We start from the raw sequence: 15760 nt of genomic DNA, 5'->3' as shown, positions 1-15760 counted from the left end.
TACTTGATATTAGATGCTGGGTTGCATAAGCGGACGCTATTTCTCGTGAATGGCGTCTGCTCTTGAATGTCGTTTTTTTGAGAAGGGGGGAGGGACACGATGAGAATCAACAGCATGAAGCGCAAAGATTACTTGTGGGCTTACGTCATGATTGCGCCTACCTTCTTGGGCTTGTTTATTTTCTATATGTGGCCATTATTGCAATCCGTTTATTTAAGTATGACCAAATGGGGGGCATTCGGTAAATACGAATGGTCCGGATTACAAAACTATGAAAGAATGCTGCATGATAAAGAGTTATTGTTAGCATTGAAAAATACATTGGTGTATACGGTGATTACGGTACCGGCGAGCATCGCAATATCTATTATCATCGCTGTGCTTTTGAATCAGAAGAAATTGAAAGGTTTAAAGGCTTACCGTACATTGTTTTACCTGCCTGCCGTGACGATGGCAGCTGCCATTGCGATGGTATGGAAATGGTTATTTCAAGCCGATTATGGGCTCATCAACTATATCCTTGGGGAATTCGGCATCGATCGAATTCAGTGGCTGACGAATCCTCACCTTTCGCTCTATTGCGTAATCATTGTTGCAATTTGGTGTTCCATCGGATCCAACATGGTTATTCTACTATCCGGACTTCAAGGGATTTCCTCACAATATTACGAAGCGGCAGACATCGATGGCGCTAGCAAACTAATGCAATTTTTCCGTGTAACCATACCTCTTCTGACGCCGACCCTATTCTTTGTTTCCACAATGTCCTTGATTGGGGCTTTTCAGGTGTTTGATTTGATCTACATGATGCTGCCTCCGAGCGCTGCCAGGGAATCCGTGCAAACGGTCGTTTATTTATATTACAATTATGCATTTAGCTCGGGAGACAAAGGTTACGCGACAGCTATTGCAATGCTCTTGTTTGTAATCATATTAGTGATCACAACCGTTCAATTTCGCTTGCAAAAGAGATGGGTGCATTATGATTAGAAGGGCGGGAGTTGATCGATGAGGAGCAGTAAAGCTGCCAGGTTTGCGATACATGGGATATTAATAGGAGGCGCTTTTATTATGATCGTGCCCTTCCTGTGGATGATATTGACCTCGTTCAAGACGTTGACGGAATCGACAGCGGTTCCACCTGTCATTATTCCGAGTGCATTTAACTGGAATAATTACAGGGATTCTCTTGATAATCTGCCTTTTGCAACCTTTTTCTGGAATACCGCTTTTGTCGCGGGTATAAGAACGGGCTGCCAATTGCTGCTATGCTCATTAGCTGCTTATGCGTTCGCGAGAATTGAGTTTCCAGGTCGCAACGTAATCTTCTTATTGTTCTTATCGGTACTCATGGTTCCATACCAGATTTTTATCATACCGCAATACCTCATTATGATGAAGCTGGGATGGCTCAATTCGATCAAGGCGCTAATTGTTCCGGGATTATTCAGCGCTTTCGGGACCTTTTTGTTGCGTCAGTTTTTTATGATACTGCCGACTGAAGTAGAGGAAGCCGCCAAGATCGATGGCTGCAATCATTTCCGTATCTATAGTCAAATCATGATGCCAATGGTCGTTCCGGGGCTTATCGCTTTAAGTATTTTTACGATTTTGGCCAGTTGGAATGATCTGCTATGGCCGCTGATTGTGAACAACTCACCAGATAAGCTGACTTTGGCAGCCGGCCTCGCCTCACTGAATGGAGAACACTTTACGAATTATCCCGTTCTAATGGCGGGTACCGTTATGGCGACAATTCCAATGATTGTGATGTTCTTCGTATTACAGAAGCAATTTATTGAAGGCATTGCGCTTACAGGGCTGAAAGGATAGTTGATATTTTGTTAAAGCAAAGCCGGGCGTTCTCCGCGTTGGAGAATGTCCGGCTTTCAATTATGTTGCAGTTGTGATCGCGCTAGTGCTGGAGCCGCGCTTTACACTATAATGGTAATAACAGGAGTGAGCTAGGACAATTAAAGGGGCATGATTGCAGATGGCTTCAACACGGCACAATAATAAATTTGTCAATGGCATACCGACCAAGATGGGGATGAACTTCAAGTCGGTCATCAGCATGCTTCGGGATATGGTCAAAATCAGCCCGAACCGCAAACCTGCGCAGGCGATTCCGTACAAGACGTTGTCGCTGCTGGGCCGGCCGCAAGCGGAGGGTATACAGGTGACGTGGTTCGGGCATTCTGCGTTTCTGCTGGAGATCGAAGGCAAGCGGCTCTTGTTTGACCCGATGCTCGCGAGCGCACTATCTCCGATTTCGCTGTTTGGAGGCAAGCGCTACAGCGGCGGGCTTCCGCTGCAAGCGGAGGATTTTCCGGTTATGGATGCCGTTATTCTGTCGCATGATCATTACGATCATCTGCATGCAGGCACCATCCGCAAGCTAAAAGACAAAGCGGGGCGGTTTATCGTTCCGCTTGGCGTAGGGAAACGGCTGCGGAACTGGGGTGTCGATCCTGCCAAAATATCCGAGCATGACTGGGGCGAGGAGCTTCAGCTGGCGGGGCTAACGCTTGCTTGTATGCCGGCTAGACATTTTTCAGGCAGGGGACTATTCGATCGTAACGCTTCGCTGTGGTGCTCGTGGGTCATCGCAGGCGAACGGCATAAAGTGTTCTACAGCGGAGACAGCGGCTATGGGCCGCATTTCAAGGAAATTGGGATGAAGTACGGACCGTTTGATCTCACGCTGATGGAATGCGGCCAGTATGACGAGCGATGGTCGGCGATTCATATGATGCCAGAGGAAACGGTGCAGGCGCATATCGATGTGAGGGGAGAACTGCTGATTCCGGTTCACTGGGGTGCTTTTACGCTTGCCTATCACGATTGGACCGACCCGGTTGAACGCGCAGTGAAGGCGGCTCACGCGCAAGGTGTCGCAATTGCAACGCCGCAGATTGGGGAAACCGTCGAGGCAGGCAATGGAGACTATCCTTCTGCTGCTTGGTGGAGGAAGTAGCCCTTGGAAAGGACGGAGTGTCTATGAAGGAGATGGGGAAGTTTCTCGTCATCAACTGCGATGATTTTGGCCAAAGTGCGGCAATGAACGCAGCGATTATGCATCTGCTTGAGGAGCGCAAAGTATCGTCCGCTACGCTGATGGCGCCTGCGTCTGGCTTTGAAGAAGCGGCGGCGTGGTGCAGGAAGCGCGGGCAGTCCAATATCGGGCTGCATCTTACGCTGACGAGCGAATTCGATGCGCTTCGCTGGAAGAGCTTGACCGGTGATGCCTCGCTTCATGATGAGCAGGGCTATATGTATAAGTCGGTGTTGGAGTTCGAGCGCGGCGCGAATACAAAAGCGGTCATGAAAGAGCTGGACGCGCAGTATGAGCTTGTCCGGAGACAGGGCATTACCATTACGCATGCCGACAACCATATGGGCAGCTTATATGGAATTGCCGCCGGGCGGAGCCATATTCCCCATGTGCTGATGCGATGCGCGAAGTGGAAGCTGCCGTTCCGGATCTTTCGCCGTGTGCATGCGGACGACGTGCTTGCGACAATTGATGGCGTGGAGCGGGCGGCAGGCAAAGCGTCCGCGCTGGCGGGAACGCTCGGCGTAGCGCTGCCGGATTACTTGCTGTCTCATCCGTTCGAGGCCACGGAAGGAGAGACCTACGAGTCCTTCAAGCAAGAGATGATCGCGAAGCTGTATCACCTGCCTGAAGGAATAAGCGAGACCTACATTCATCCGGGTCTTGATGATCCGGCGATGATCGCATCCGTTCCGCACTGGGAGAAGCGGGTATGGGAATACCGGCTAATGCTCGATGATGATATGCACGCAGCGATGAAGGAAGCCGGTGTGACCCTCGTGGATTACAGCTATATCGCGAAGCATGGCCGAGAATCGCGATTCCATGCGGTTCGGCGGCTGGCAGCCGAGCTGCTTCGAAGATCATGAAACAAAAGCAAAGGCAGGTCCCTATTCTTGCGAGTAGGGGCCTGCCTTTCAACTTAGATGCGGAATTTCCGTACGACGGTGGTAAGCTGGTCCGCCAGCATTCCTAACGTCTGGGACGAGCTCGCCGTCTCCTCGGCGGAGGCTGCAGCTTCCTGGCTGATGGAAGCAATAGCCTCAATCTGTTTCATGACTTCTTCCGACTGCGCAGCTTGCGTGACGCTTGATGCGGCAATTTCCTTCGTCTGCTGCGTGACTTCGCCGACGCGGTGCACAATGCTTTCCAGCGCGCTCCCCGCCTGTTTGTACAAGGTTTCGGTAGTCGACATGGCCTTCACGCTCTCCTGCGTGCTGCGCTGCATGCCGGTAATGATGGATGAGATTTGTTTCGTCGCATCTCCGCTGCGCTCCGCTAGCTTGCGCACTTCATCGGCGACGACAGCGAAGCCGCGTCCTTGCTCGCCGGCACGCGCCGCTTCAATCGCCGCGTTCAGCGCAAGCAGGTTCGTCTGCTCGGCGATCTCGTCGATGACCTCGATAATGCTGCCGATCTGGCTCGAATCCTGCTCAAGCGCGTACATGCGTTGCGACAGATTGTTCATGCTGGCGAGCGACTCGCTGACTGTCTTGCTGCATTCGATCGCATCTTGGTTCGTCCCCACCGTTAAGTTTGTCGCTTCCTGCGCACGGTGCTGCGCCTGCTGTACGCCCTGCGACAGCTGAGTAACGACTTCGGCCGCGGTTTGAGCCGATTCGGCCTGATACATATTGCCGCGCGCCACTTCATCCGTCGTTGCGGAAATTTCCGCTGCGGCGTTCGTTACGCGCTCTGCCGCCGACATGACCTGGCTGATGAGCTGGCGCAATCCATCCGCCATTGTATCGATGGCTTGCGCGATGCTGCCAAGCTCGTCCTTATCATGAACCGTCTGTGCGTCTGCCAGCAGATCGCCTTCGGCGAAGCGCTTCGTCCGGTTCAAGATCATGTCGACCGATCGGGTAATGCGCCGAATGACGCCGAAGCCGATAACCCCGATGGCCAGCGTTAGCAAGGCGATGACAATATAGATAAATTCATTAGATGTCTGGTTCGCTTTCTGAATGAGCTTCGCCTGCGAAATTGCGTAACTATCCAGGCACTCGCCAAGCTCATTCAAGCTCTCCCTGGCTGCGTCAAACTTGGCCGTATCGCTCGTATGATTGGTTGCGTTGCCCGACCAAGCTGAGAAGTTCTTCGAGAACCGTTCCAAGTTCTGCTGTACAGTCGTATGCGATGATGGATGCTCGCGCGATAGTAGGTTATTGTCCGACAAGATTTGGCCGGCCTTGTCGACACGTTCGGTCGCCTGAGCAATATTATCGCTAAGATCCTGCTGTTGCTTCTGCAGTTCCTCATCCGTTAGCCCGCCTGCGCCGATTGCCTGATAAGCGACGAGCGCTTGATACATGTCGCGGTCCGCGTTCAGAATAAGCGATGTCGATTGGTCGGTAACGTCGTACATCGATATTTTCATGTCATTCAAATTTAGATCATTCTTCTGCATTAGATAGAGGCAGATGATTATAAACAACACTAGCGGGATGAGAAGCAATCCGCTAAGTTTCTTCTTTAACGAGACATTGTGCAACAACCACATCCGAACAACCCCTTTTTGACATCGATCCAATCTCTTGAACCAAATTATAGGCAAAAGGTGTTTAGGAAGTGTGGTGAAAATTGTTTAAAATGTGTTTGTTTTTACAACTCGCTGCGTCTCTTCAATAAGCGCATGAAGCTGCAGCAGCGAAACTTCCAGCTTGGCAGTATCCGGTGACAGCCCGGCGAATACGGCATCTACCCGGTTTTTGTAATCATGCGGCTTCCTTGCAAAATCGTCTGCGATCAGCACAGCGCCTTTCTCGTTCATCCAATATGTCTCGTTCAGCGCAAACAGCGTCTGGTTGAGACAGGAGACAGCGCGGTAGCAGCAGCCTGCAATGTAGGATATGTCAAGGCGGGCAATGCCTTTCTTGGCAATCGAACAGGAGAAATCTGCTTCCCATAGAAACTTTTCCACGAGTGCTTGCTTCAGAATTGGCGAGAAAGGCGTCGTCCGCGCCTTCAGGTTGCTAAGCGCGCCTGTCGCATCCCATAGAATACGGCAAACCGCAACTTCGCTCACATAGAGCGCGTTCGTATAGCCATGTGGATGTCCCGGATGGTAGTCGATTGTCACTTCGCCCGCTAAGCACTGGTTCATGACACGGGCTACTCGCTGAAGGTCCCGGTAGATGAAATCAACGGCGCAGCCCTGCACCATCAGCCAGCCTCCGCCGTTTACCCAAGGTCCCCAGCCGCCGATATCCGTCAAGACAGCATGGCCCTCATCATGAATCTCGGATGCGACCTCCCGTAAGGCGATTAGATCTAACGCCTCCGAATTGCTATAATAAATACCAATATCGATATCTGAAGCAGGCGAGTGTGTGCCTCGGGCTCTTGAGCCGCCAAGTACGACGGCTTCGATGCCCTGCACGTTCCGAAGCTTCTCGGCAATCATGGCAATGATTTGTTCCGGTTTCATTTTGTGTAACCTCCTGCATCTGTTTAAGAAAGGGATTGGATCATGCTCATTTATCAACTTGTTATTATTCTAATCGCTTCTAAGCTCGCGGGTCATCTCAGCGTCCGGCTGGGTCAGCCTTCCGTGCTCGGCAAGCTGCTGATTGGCATTGCGCTCGGACCGGCTGTGCTTGGCCTTATTCATGAGACGGAAGTGCTGAAGGAAATTAGCAAAATCGGCGTTATCTTACTGATGTTCATAGCGGGCCTTGAGACGGATGTGGCAGAGTTCAAGCGTACCGGCAAATCCGCAGCCTATGTCGGCTTCTCCGGTATTATCGTGCCGTTCGGGCTTGGCTATTTAACGGGGACTCTGCTCGATATGACGAGCGCCGAGGCGGTCTTTCTCGGCCTGTTGCTCTCTGCTACGAGCGTCAGCATATCTGTTCAGGCGCTGAAAGAGATGGGCCAGCTGAAGTCGCGGGAAGGGTCGACGATACTCGGCGCGGCGGTCATTGACGATGTCGTGGTCATAATCGCGTTAGCTTTTGTCATGAGCTTCACCGGCGGCGACGTCAATCTTGGCCTGATTATTGTGAAGAAGGGCATCTTCTTCGCAGTAGCCCTATTGTTCAGCTGGCTCGCGGTGCCTTGGTTCCTGAAGCGGTTCTCGTCACTGCGTGTCACGGAGACGGTCATCTCCGCGGGGCTTGTCCTTTGCTTTAGCTATGCTTATTTTGCCGAATATACCGGTGTTGCGGATATTATCGGCGCTTATATTGCAGGTGTTGCCATTAGCGTGACCGATTACAAGCATGAAATCATCGAGAAAGTGGAGAGCATCAGCTACTCGATCTTCGTTCCGGTGTTCTTCACTTCTATCGGTGTTGCGGTCGAGTTCCATGGACTGACTGGCAGCAGCTACGTGTTGATTATCGTACTTAGCCTCATTGCGATTATCTCGAAGCTGGCAGGTGCGGCGATTGGCGCCAAGCTATCGGGGTTTGGGCTGAGGTCATCGCTTGGAATCGGTGCTGCGATGGTATCCCGCGGCGAAGTGGCGCTTATTATTGCGTCGATTGGACTTGAGGAAGCTCTGATCTCGAAAAGCATGTTCGCTGTACTTGTCGTCGTGGTGCTCGTGACAACGATTGTGACGCCGCCGATGATGAAAGTGTTCTTCAGGGAAGAAAAGAGGTCACTTGCAGACAGCTAAGCGCTGCCTGTAAGTGACCTTCTGTTATTGAATGAACGGCTTCGCGGCATCCTTCACCCAGTCGTGGGCGTGCGCCCAGCTGGCCCATACTGCGCTCACCCATGTACGAATCATGGCGTCCCGCGCTTCACCTGCTTCAGCATTCAGCACATCCTGCACCGTAACAGGTGCGCTTGCTTTCGGCGGGACAAGCTCCGGCCAGGAGGATTGGCTGCGGCCGAGCGTCATGTGTACCTGCTGCACCTGTTTGCCGGTGAAGCCGTGCTCTTCCACCAGGTAAAGCCCAATGAGCGAGAATGCGGTCGTGATCGGCTTGGAGATGCCGCCGGAATGCTGGGCACCGTAGCAATCCAGCGCGAGCTGATGGATAAACTCCGGCTTGCCGTGCGACGTAGTGTAGAACGACAGTTGGTTGTACAGCTCATTGCACTCGCCCGAGGCATGGAAGCGCGCCGGTTCGGCGAAGTACTGGTTCGGGAGAAGCAAGCCGCACCCTGGACATTTGACGATCGATTGTTTCATGGACATACCGCCTCCCTAAAGTGAGTCTATTATGCCAAATAGAACAAAAGAACCTCAGTTTCCGGCAGTTTACATGCAGCGAAACGAAGAGGCTCTTCTGGATTCTCATAACCGATCTATGAAACTTATTTAATTCGATTATAGCGGACGAGGATAGGTTATGCACGGGTTACTTTTACAAAATTTAGCTAAAATGCTTCTGTAGAAAAGCAATTCGCTCCCTATTGTGATACTCGCTCACTTCATGTCCGCTGAACGGATAGTCGTAGATGATTTTCTCGGACGTAATCCGGTTGTAGACTGCGTAGATCGTCTCCGGTAGACAGACGCTGTCCTTCCAGCCGACCGACATCAGCACAGGCACGTGAATGCGCGAAGCGAGATTCAGCATGTCGTAGTGGGCGAGCGTGTGCAGCACCTCTTCAGTCCGCTCTGGATAACGCTTTAGATGATGGGCGATCTCTGCGAGCGAGCTGCTCGAATGCAGCACGCCATGGTCCATGTTGCACATATTCGGGATGTCCGCGACGATGGCGGTTACCTTGGGATTAAGCGCAGCCGAGATGAGTGCAAGGCCGCCGCCTTGGCTGCCGCCGACAGTAGCAAGCCTTGTAGTGTCGACTTCCGGCTGCGCCGCTGCCGCATCGACTGCGCGCACGACGTCGATTGCAAGGGCATGATAGTAGGAGCCTTCAGGCACGAGCAGGTTGCTGGACACCCAGCCTTTGATGGAGCCAGATTGCTCCGGCATATGGTTGCCGGTCTCGCCACCTTGACCGCGCACGTCGACAGCAAACACCGCGTAACCGAGCAGCAGCCACTGCGCGTAGCGCTCGGGGTAGCCTCGATCGTCGGTGTAGCCTGGGAAAGTGACGATGGTCGGATAGGATGCTGTAGTGGCTGAGTCAGGCGCATGCGGAACGATAAACCAGCCGTGAATCGGCGTATCGTCATAGCCTCTGTAGGTTAGTTTGTCGATCGTAATATGGGGAAAAGGAGACTCCTGCCGCTCGCGCTGAATGCCGAGCGGCTTATTCTCATAAGCTTGCAGCGCTCTTTCCCAGAAGGCGTCAAGCTGTGCAGGGTCAATGGTAAGCTCCGCTGTATGTTGCTGAAGCTCGCGTCCGCGGCGTGTAATGGCGTGATTAATCGTCATCGTATGAGGCCCTCCTAACTAGTGGAAAGATTGAGTGATTGCTTGTTGTGATCTGTTTGCAGAAGTAGCTTGTTTACGGGCCGTAGTAGCTGCCCACAGCATAACTGCCAGCAACAGCAGAGCTGTTCCAGCGAACAGCCAGCGCACCGAATCCGGTCCGTGCTGGTCGAGAAACCAGCCGGTTCCCTTGGGCAGCAGCCCTCCGCCAATACCGCCGCATGCCATGAGCAGGCTTGTTGTCCGTTCCGTCATGCCGGGCGTTGCCCGGTTGGCGAATACGAGTGCGATGGCGAACATGCCGGACATCATGAAGCCGACGGCAAAAGCAAGCAAGAATGCCGCAACTGCGCCGGTAAAGAGGGTCATCAGCACGAACAGTATCGCCGATACGCAGCAGGTGACGATCAGGTACATCGCACCGCCGATCCGATCGGCAATCTGGCCGGAGATCAGCCGCCCGATAACCATAGCGCCCCAGAACAAGCTGATGGCGAGTGTAGCGGACGATTCGGGCAAGTTGTTCGTGTTGACGAGCAGCGAAGGCAAGTAGTTAACATAGCTCATCTCCAGCCCGACGTAGACGAAGAAGAACAGCGCGCAGGAGGCGAGCATGACGCGCATCTGCAGCTTCGAGCTCTTCTTGTTGCCCGCTAACGCTTGCGTGTCATGGTTGGCAGTGGCAGCCGTTTCTGCCGCAGCAGATGCTGGCGGACGGTCAAGCAGCTTGGGCCACCAGATGAGCCACAGCACGAATGCGATGACAGAGAGGACGGCGACGAAGCTGAAAGACAGCTTCCACAAACCTGCTGCGATCAGCGCTGCGCCGGCGAACGGGATAATCAGTGCACCGACACCGAAGAATGTTTCGACGCGGCTCATTGCCGTATTGGCTTTCTCCCCCGAGTAGCCAATGATGAGCGAGCCTACGACTGCTTCCGTCATGCCAAGGCCAACGCCGGCAAAAGGAGCAATTGTCAGCATGACGCTCCAAGGCGGGAGCAGGGCATAGAGAAATTCAGGAATGATGATGAAGGCGATAGAAAGCAGCAGCACGAACTTTTTGCCGCGTTTGGCCATGAGCCATGGCGCGAACAGAATGCCCACCATGCCGCCCATGAACTGGTGCATAACGAGCTGTCCGCCGTCGCTGTATTCAATTCCGTAAGCGTGGACCATCGGTTCCATGACCGAGCCGATAACGAGCTGGCCAAGCCCGGTGACCAGATAGGCGATGCAGCCTAAGATGACAAGCCGTAACATTTCACTTCTCCTCACTGGAATGACTGGATTGCTGGGATGATGGTAAAGACAGGAGAGACATTTGAAATCTCTATGATGAAAATAGATACCCCGAACAGACTGTCTTCACCATAACATAATTAGTTATGAGGGACGATAGGGAAAGTCAGTTATTGCGGTGCGGGGAGTCTTTCGAACTGTACTGCCCAAACACCGCCTGCATTCTGCGCAACCGCAAACTGTATTGGTCAAACACCGCCCGCACTCTGCCCACTAACAACCGCTCCGCGCCTTCTAACGGAACGTAAAGCGCTTATTTGGCGAGAAATCGGGCTTTTGAAATTGTAACGGACTCCAGTAACCTTATTACAGTCAAACACTCCCCAATGATGCACTTTGGTGGTGAATAACGCTTCTAGGTTCCGTTAGCCCTGCTTGGGCTGCAAAAAAACCCGCGCTCTCCAGCACGGGTTCAACTGTTTATCGCAGATTACTCGGCCACAGGACGAGCGAGCGATTGTCACGCTCGGCGCCCAGCGCCCGCAACGTCTCAGCAGCCGCGGACTCGGTGATGGGCTCGCCGTTCCAGCGGTCGATCTTGATCTTGCTCAGCTTCTGCTGGCGAAGCAGCGTACGGAAGATTTCCTTCAGCGGAGCTGTGTCGTCCTCGGAGGGCAAAGCTAACTCTCCATCGGAGCTGTCGCTGGTCTGTGGCAGTTCCACAATGTTCCGTCCGTTATTCTCCAGCCAGTACCGCCAGCGGCCATGTTGGAGAACAAGGAAGTTGCCGCTTTTGCGAGCGAAGCCGGTGCCTTTGCCCGCGGTAGGCCAACCGGAGGCGAGACCGAATGGGTTGGCAGGGTCGGTCGAGGCCAGCACAGTAATCGTATCGCTATCTTGATTAATCATAGGCTGGCGAACCAGATCAATATGCTCGCGCCGTGCAAACTGCAGCGTCTGCACGCCCTCTACGAGCAAGCCGCGAGTGACGACGCCCCACTGCTCGAGCTGCTTCAGCACTTGGAGAAGCTCATCCCAGCTGAAGGGGGACAGCTGCTGCACAAGCTCCTTGGACACGATGCCGAAGCTGTCCAGCAGATGCTGCGTCCAGTGCAGCGCCGACTCTGATACATCTGAGGTAACAGCGCGCAGCTCGGCGGCGCCCAGCGTGTGGGCGGTGTTGTCGCTGGCTTGAACATCGCCGCCCAGGGCTGACACTTCAGCCGCACCGCGCCCAGCGCTGCCGGCTGAGGCATTGCGGGCGGCACCGCCCACCGGGTCTGATGGATCGGCGAGCGAGCCCGTCCAGTACCAGCGCCCAAGGCCGGAGCCGGTCCGCGCGAGCTGCTTGCCCTTCGTAAGCAGCTGCAGGCGCAGCGGCGCGAACTGGTCGTTCGAGACTGCGCCTTCCCAGACGAGCTCGAGCAGCTCCTCCAACAGCTCGGAAGGGACTTTGCCGTAGTCGCGGCTAAGCCGAGTCAGGAAGCTGGCGCCACCATCCTGAAGCAGCCCGAGCAGCTGCGGGTGCTTCGTGCCGGAAGCCGTCCATGCAGCGACGGATTGCGCGATGATCGGCGCATACAGAGGTTTCGATTCGGTGAGGAAGAAGGCGATCTTGCCTTCTTTCTCCGACTCTTCCTTGCGGCCAAGCCAGATCACCTCGCCTGTTGCGCATAACAGATCCAGATCTTCTTTCCGATAGCCCGTTACGCGAGCCGGAAAGATAAGCGATTCCCAGTGCGAGGCAGGGAGGAAGAAGCCCTGCAGCCGCTCTATCACAATGCGCAATCCGTCGATGCCACTGAGCTGCGTACCGGACAGAGCATGTTGGAGCGACGACATATGCGCGCACCAACGGATCGGGTCAACCGGCTCGGCTTGTTTGCGCGCTTGCTCCAGCGTTAACCGAATGAGCCGCTTCGCCACTTGATGGCTCGTCCATATCCGCTCCTGGCTGCTCTCGGCGAATGGCGCGAGCTCGGTCCGGTCAAGCGCAAGCAGCACGTCGGCGACATGCGCCGCTTCGCCTGCGTTCAAGCTTGGATACCGTTCCCGCAAATCTGCTTCGGTGAACGAAATCCGATGCTCCGCGAAGCGCCCGGCAACGAAGGCAATAGCGCGCTCGCTCTGCGGGAACTCGGCGTACAGCTCACGTTCCTCGGCGCAAATCCAGCGCTCCAAGCCGCCGCCCATCGGCAACAGCACGACGCGCTCGCTCCCCGCGAGCAGCTGCAGCCATTCGGTGGCCTCTCCGCCCGCGACAGCAACAAGCTCATCCTCGCTCATGTCGCCGCGCCGCTTGAGCAGCGTGTACAGCTCATCGGCGCTCGCGGGCATGAGCTGGCCGGCATCGAGCCGGTCTTGCTCCGTCCGGGCAATAGCGGGATCGACTGCCCGCTGCACGGTTTCCTCGCCGAACAGCTGCCCCGCGAGCGACTTGCTGATACTGAGGAGCTGCAGCTGGGTCGCCTCGCTAACACCGTCACCCTCATACAGCAAGGAGTTGGCGTAGTCGGCCAGGAACTGCACGGCAAAAGGAGAAGGTGCCTGCGATTCCTTAACCAGCGCCTCAATATCCCCAGAAGCGATGCCATCGAGCATCCGCTTGAGCCCCTTCGTATCGAGATACTCATGCAAGCATTCCCTCATCGCCTCCTGCAAGTAAGGGAACTGCTCCGCATAAGGAAGCGACTGCTTCAGCAGTTCCTCGCTGCGGAACCGTTTCTGCCACATTGGCGTACGCGTGAAGCTGCGCGAGAGCAGCAGCGATGTCTCTGCAATCCGGCGAAAAGCGATCGCAAGCAGCGGAGAGCCCGTAATCGCCTCTGTAAGCAGAGACTCCACGCTCGCAGATGTGGTTTGCCACAGCGTCTGCAGCCATGAAGCATCCCATTCCGGCACGACCAACTCAATGCCGTTATCTTTGGCATTGCCGTAGACACTGTAAGGGAGCAGCCGCTGAAATTGCCGCTGAATAGCAAGCAGCCATGTCCGGTTCAGACGCCGCCCATACGGATTATGTATAATGATTCGGGTCTGGTTCATGAGGTCCCGATAATGTTCGATAATGATTCGCCGTGACGTCGGCACTCCGAGTGCTCGATGCTGTGCGTGAATGAGATCAATCAGCTCGGATGCGGCATAGGAATCAAGCCCGTACTCGGTATCAAGCCAAGCGATTGCAGCTTGCTCGCGTTCCCAAGCTTGCCCATCATCCTCCAATTGAAGCGCAAGCCGCACCGTCGCTAGTTCCTCCAGAAACTCGCCGAGCTGGATGCCTATCTCGTAGCTTCTGCCGTTTGCCTCTGCGTTCCAGAACGGAATTTCACTGAAACGGTTCGGAGCTTCCTTGACATAGACACGGTCATTGTCGATGCGACTAATCATCCACGAGCTCGTGCCAAGCTGAAACACATCGCCGGCGCGGCTCTCTGAGATATATTCTTCGTCGAGTTCACCGAGCAGCGCGCGGCTGTCAAGGTGATGTACCGGATAGTTGGCGCTTGAAGGTATCGTGCCTGCGCCTGTAACGGCAGCCATCGCCGTATTGGCGCGTTTATGCAGCCGATCTGCGATGCGGTCCCAATCCATGAGCGGGCGGGCAAAAGGGTAAAATCCCGTCAGCACCTTCAGCGCTGCTTCCATCCGCTCGCGCGGGAAATTCCGGTAGCATTCGCTGCCCGCAATGAGCCGGTGAAGCTCGCCCACCGATATATCAGTGGCGGCGACTATCGAGGTCATCTGCTGCGACAGCACATCGAGCGGCTCATGCGGCAGGACAATCGCTTCAATGTCGCGCCTTGCGATGTCGCGGCAGAGCACCGCGGCTTCCGGCAGCTCGCTGCGCTGCCGCGTCACGATATAGCCGCGGCTGATATCTCCGACGGCATGGCCCGCGCGCCCGATGCGCTGAATGCCGGCTGCGGCGGCTTTGGGCGAGTCGACCTGAATCACGAGGTCGACGTGCCCGACGTCAATGCCGAGCTCGAGCGAGGAGGTGGCGACGAGGCAGCGCAGCTCGCCCGCCTTCAGCATACGCTCGACTTCGAGCCGCCGCTCGCGCGCGAGGCTGCCGTGATGGGCGCGCGCCATCTCATAGCCGGCGTGCTCGTTCAGTCGCAGCACGAGCCGCTCGCACATGCGGCGGCTGTTCACGAACAGGAGCGCGGAGCGCGCGCCGTCCATCAGCGCCATCATCCTCTCGATGATGGGCTGCCATACACCGTCGCGCGTGCGCGCAGGGCGGCTCAGGTCCGGCATCGTCACGCGGACCTGCATCTGCTTCGTCATCGCGCTCTCGACGATGACGACAGGCCGCTGCGCATATCCAAGCGGATGCGCAGGCTGCTCTTCGAGGTCGCTTGGCGCCGCATCGCCGTTCACTGCATCACGATCACGCGACCCCGCCGCCCGAGCACCGCCCAATCCCGGCAGCTCCCAGCCGCCAAGAAATCGCGCGACTCGCGACAGCGGCTTCTGCGTCGCAGACACGCCGATGCGCTGCACAGGGCGCTTCGCGAGCGCGGACAGCCGCTCAAGCGACAGTGACAGATGCGCGCCGCGCTTGTCGCTTGCAAGGCTATGAATCTCGTCGACGATCACCGTCTCGACCGTGCCCAGCATCCCTCGTCCCTTGTCCGAGGTCAGCAGCAAGTAGAGCGACTCCGGCGTCGTCACGAGGACGTCCGGCGGGCGCTTCGCCATACGGACCCGCTCACTCGACGGCGTGTCGCCCGTACGCACAGCGGAGCGGATGGCTGGCCACTCGAGGTTGTGCTCGCCGGCGAAGCGCTCAATCTCATCCATAAAGCCGACGAGATGGTGCTGGATATCATTGTTCAGTGCTTTAAGCGGCGTAATATAGAGCACTCGTACGCCTGATGCGAGGCTGGCTCCACGCGCAGCTGCATCGGCTTTTGTAAGAGCGATCCGATTGATGCACGGAAGCAGTGCCGCAAGCGTCTTGCCGGAGCCTGTCGGCGCAGCAATTAGGGTATGCTGATCTTGCATAATGGAAGCCCAAGCATCGTGCTGCACGGGGGTAGGCTCGCCGAAGCTATGTGCGAACCAGCCTGCTAATGTATGGTGAAACCCTGCCGAAGCGAAGGGAGGTAGCATCGCGAAGCTCCTTTGCCTTTTTATTCACTTGCTTATAAGGACGTAC

At 55.4% G+C, this 15760-nt stretch carries 11 protein-coding genes; 5 read left to right on the top strand and 6 right to left on the bottom strand.

Going from position 1 to position 15760, the window contains the following annotated elements; genetic code table 11:
• Positions 1-99 precede the first annotated feature (99 nt).
• The 4 genes from AC0YNX_RS27115 to AC0YNX_RS27100 all read left to right on the top strand — a co-directional run bounded on the left by AC0YNX_RS27115 (position 100) and on the right by AC0YNX_RS27100 (position 3924).
• Positions 100-990 (top strand): carbohydrate ABC transporter permease, encoded by an 891-nt coding sequence (locus AC0YNX_RS27115; protein WP_475818830.1) that lies wholly within the window; start codon positions 100-102, stop codon positions 988-990.
• A gap of 18 nt (positions 991-1008) precedes the next feature.
• Positions 1009-1833 carry a carbohydrate ABC transporter permease gene (locus tag AC0YNX_RS27110; RefSeq protein WP_475818829.1) on the top strand — a complete coding sequence of 275 codons (825 nt, stop codon included), beginning with the start codon at positions 1009-1011 and terminating at the stop codon, positions 1831-1833.
• Positions 1834-1993: 160 nt separating this feature from the next.
• Positions 1994-2977: an MBL fold metallo-hydrolase gene (locus AC0YNX_RS27105; RefSeq protein WP_475818828.1), complete on the top strand. Its 984-nt coding sequence runs from the start codon at positions 1994-1996 to the stop codon at positions 2975-2977.
• A 32-nt stretch (positions 2978-3009) separates the two neighbouring features.
• On the top strand, positions 3010-3924 hold the full coding sequence (locus AC0YNX_RS27100) for a polysaccharide deacetylase family protein (RefSeq protein ID WP_475819009.1): 915 nt from the start codon (positions 3010-3012) through the stop codon (positions 3922-3924).
• Positions 3925-3977: 53 nt separating this feature from the next.
• Here the strand turns inward: AC0YNX_RS27100 and AC0YNX_RS27095 are convergent, their stop codons facing one another.
• The gene (locus tag AC0YNX_RS27095) at positions 3978-5558 is read right to left on the bottom strand and encodes a methyl-accepting chemotaxis protein (RefSeq protein WP_475818827.1); all 1581 of its coding nucleotides are present in this window, start codon (positions 5556-5558) and stop codon (positions 3978-3980) included.
• An 84-nt stretch (positions 5559-5642) separates the two neighbouring features.
• On the bottom strand, positions 5643-6485 hold the full coding sequence (locus AC0YNX_RS27090) for a nucleotidyltransferase domain-containing protein (RefSeq protein WP_475818826.1): 843 nt from the start codon (positions 6483-6485) through the stop codon (positions 5643-5645).
• A gap of 42 nt (positions 6486-6527) precedes the next feature.
• On the opposite strand from AC0YNX_RS27090, the gene AC0YNX_RS27085 reads away from it, so the two are divergent.
• On the top strand, positions 6528-7679 hold the full coding sequence (locus AC0YNX_RS27085) for a cation:proton antiporter (protein ID WP_475818825.1): 1152 nt from the start codon (positions 6528-6530) through the stop codon (positions 7677-7679).
• 24 nt (positions 7680-7703) lie between these two features.
• On the opposite strand, the gene AC0YNX_RS27080 is transcribed toward AC0YNX_RS27085, so the two are convergent.
• From AC0YNX_RS27080 to AC0YNX_RS27065, 4 genes are all read right to left on the bottom strand, one after another.
• A complete protein-coding gene (locus tag AC0YNX_RS27080; protein ID WP_475818824.1) occupies positions 7704-8201 on the bottom strand; it encodes a DUF5946 family protein in 498 nt (165 codons plus the stop codon).
• A gap of 184 nt (positions 8202-8385) precedes the next feature.
• Positions 8386-9357, bottom strand: a complete 972-nt coding sequence (locus AC0YNX_RS27075) for an acetylxylan esterase (protein ID WP_475818823.1) — start codon at positions 9355-9357, stop codon at positions 8386-8388.
• Between the two features lie 18 nt (positions 9358-9375).
• On the bottom strand, positions 9376-10617 hold the full coding sequence (locus tag AC0YNX_RS27070; RefSeq protein WP_475818822.1) for an MFS transporter: 1242 nt from the start codon (positions 10615-10617) through the stop codon (positions 9376-9378).
• Between the two features lie 459 nt (positions 10618-11076).
• A complete protein-coding gene (locus AC0YNX_RS27065; protein WP_475818821.1) occupies positions 11077-15714 on the bottom strand; it encodes a DEAD/DEAH box helicase in 4638 nt (1545 codons plus the stop codon).
• Positions 15715-15760 lie beyond the last annotated feature (46 nt).

The sequence above is a fragment of the Paenibacillus sp. J31R98 genome, assembly GCF_056269245.1.
This window is presented reverse-complemented; position numbering and strand designations above follow the sequence as displayed.

Excerpts from the sequence above, each read along its gene's own strand:
- AC0YNX_RS27105 (WP_475818828.1), top strand. The coding sequence starts at position 1,994 with ATGGCTTCAACACGGCACAATAATAAATTTGTCAATGGCATACCGACC.
- AC0YNX_RS27090 (WP_475818826.1), bottom strand. The coding sequence starts at position 6,485 with ATGAAACCGGAACAAATCATTGCCATGATTGCCGAGAAGCTTCGGAAC.
- AC0YNX_RS27095 (WP_475818827.1), bottom strand. The coding sequence starts at position 5,558 with ATGTGGTTGTTGCACAATGTCTCGTTAAAGAAGAAACTTAGCGGATTG.
- AC0YNX_RS27080 (WP_475818824.1), bottom strand. The coding sequence starts at position 8,201 with ATGAAACAATCGATCGTCAAATGTCCAGGGTGCGGCTTGCTTCTCCCG.
- AC0YNX_RS27085 (WP_475818825.1), top strand. The coding sequence starts at position 6,528 with ATGCTCATTTATCAACTTGTTATTATTCTAATCGCTTCTAAGCTCGCG.
- AC0YNX_RS27065 (WP_475818821.1), bottom strand. The coding sequence starts at position 15,714 with ATGCTACCTCCCTTCGCTTCGGCAGGGTTTCACCATACATTAGCAGGC.
- AC0YNX_RS27115 (WP_475818830.1), top strand. The coding sequence starts at position 100 with ATGAGAATCAACAGCATGAAGCGCAAAGATTACTTGTGGGCTTACGTC.
- AC0YNX_RS27070 (WP_475818822.1), bottom strand. The coding sequence starts at position 10,617 with ATGTTACGGCTTGTCATCTTAGGCTGCATCGCCTATCTGGTCACCGGG.
- AC0YNX_RS27075 (WP_475818823.1), bottom strand. The coding sequence starts at position 9,357 with ATGACGATTAATCACGCCATTACACGCCGCGGACGCGAGCTTCAGCAA.
- AC0YNX_RS27110 (WP_475818829.1), top strand. The coding sequence starts at position 1,009 with ATGAGGAGCAGTAAAGCTGCCAGGTTTGCGATACATGGGATATTAATA.
- AC0YNX_RS27100 (WP_475819009.1), top strand. The coding sequence starts at position 3,010 with ATGGGGAAGTTTCTCGTCATCAACTGCGATGATTTTGGCCAAAGTGCG.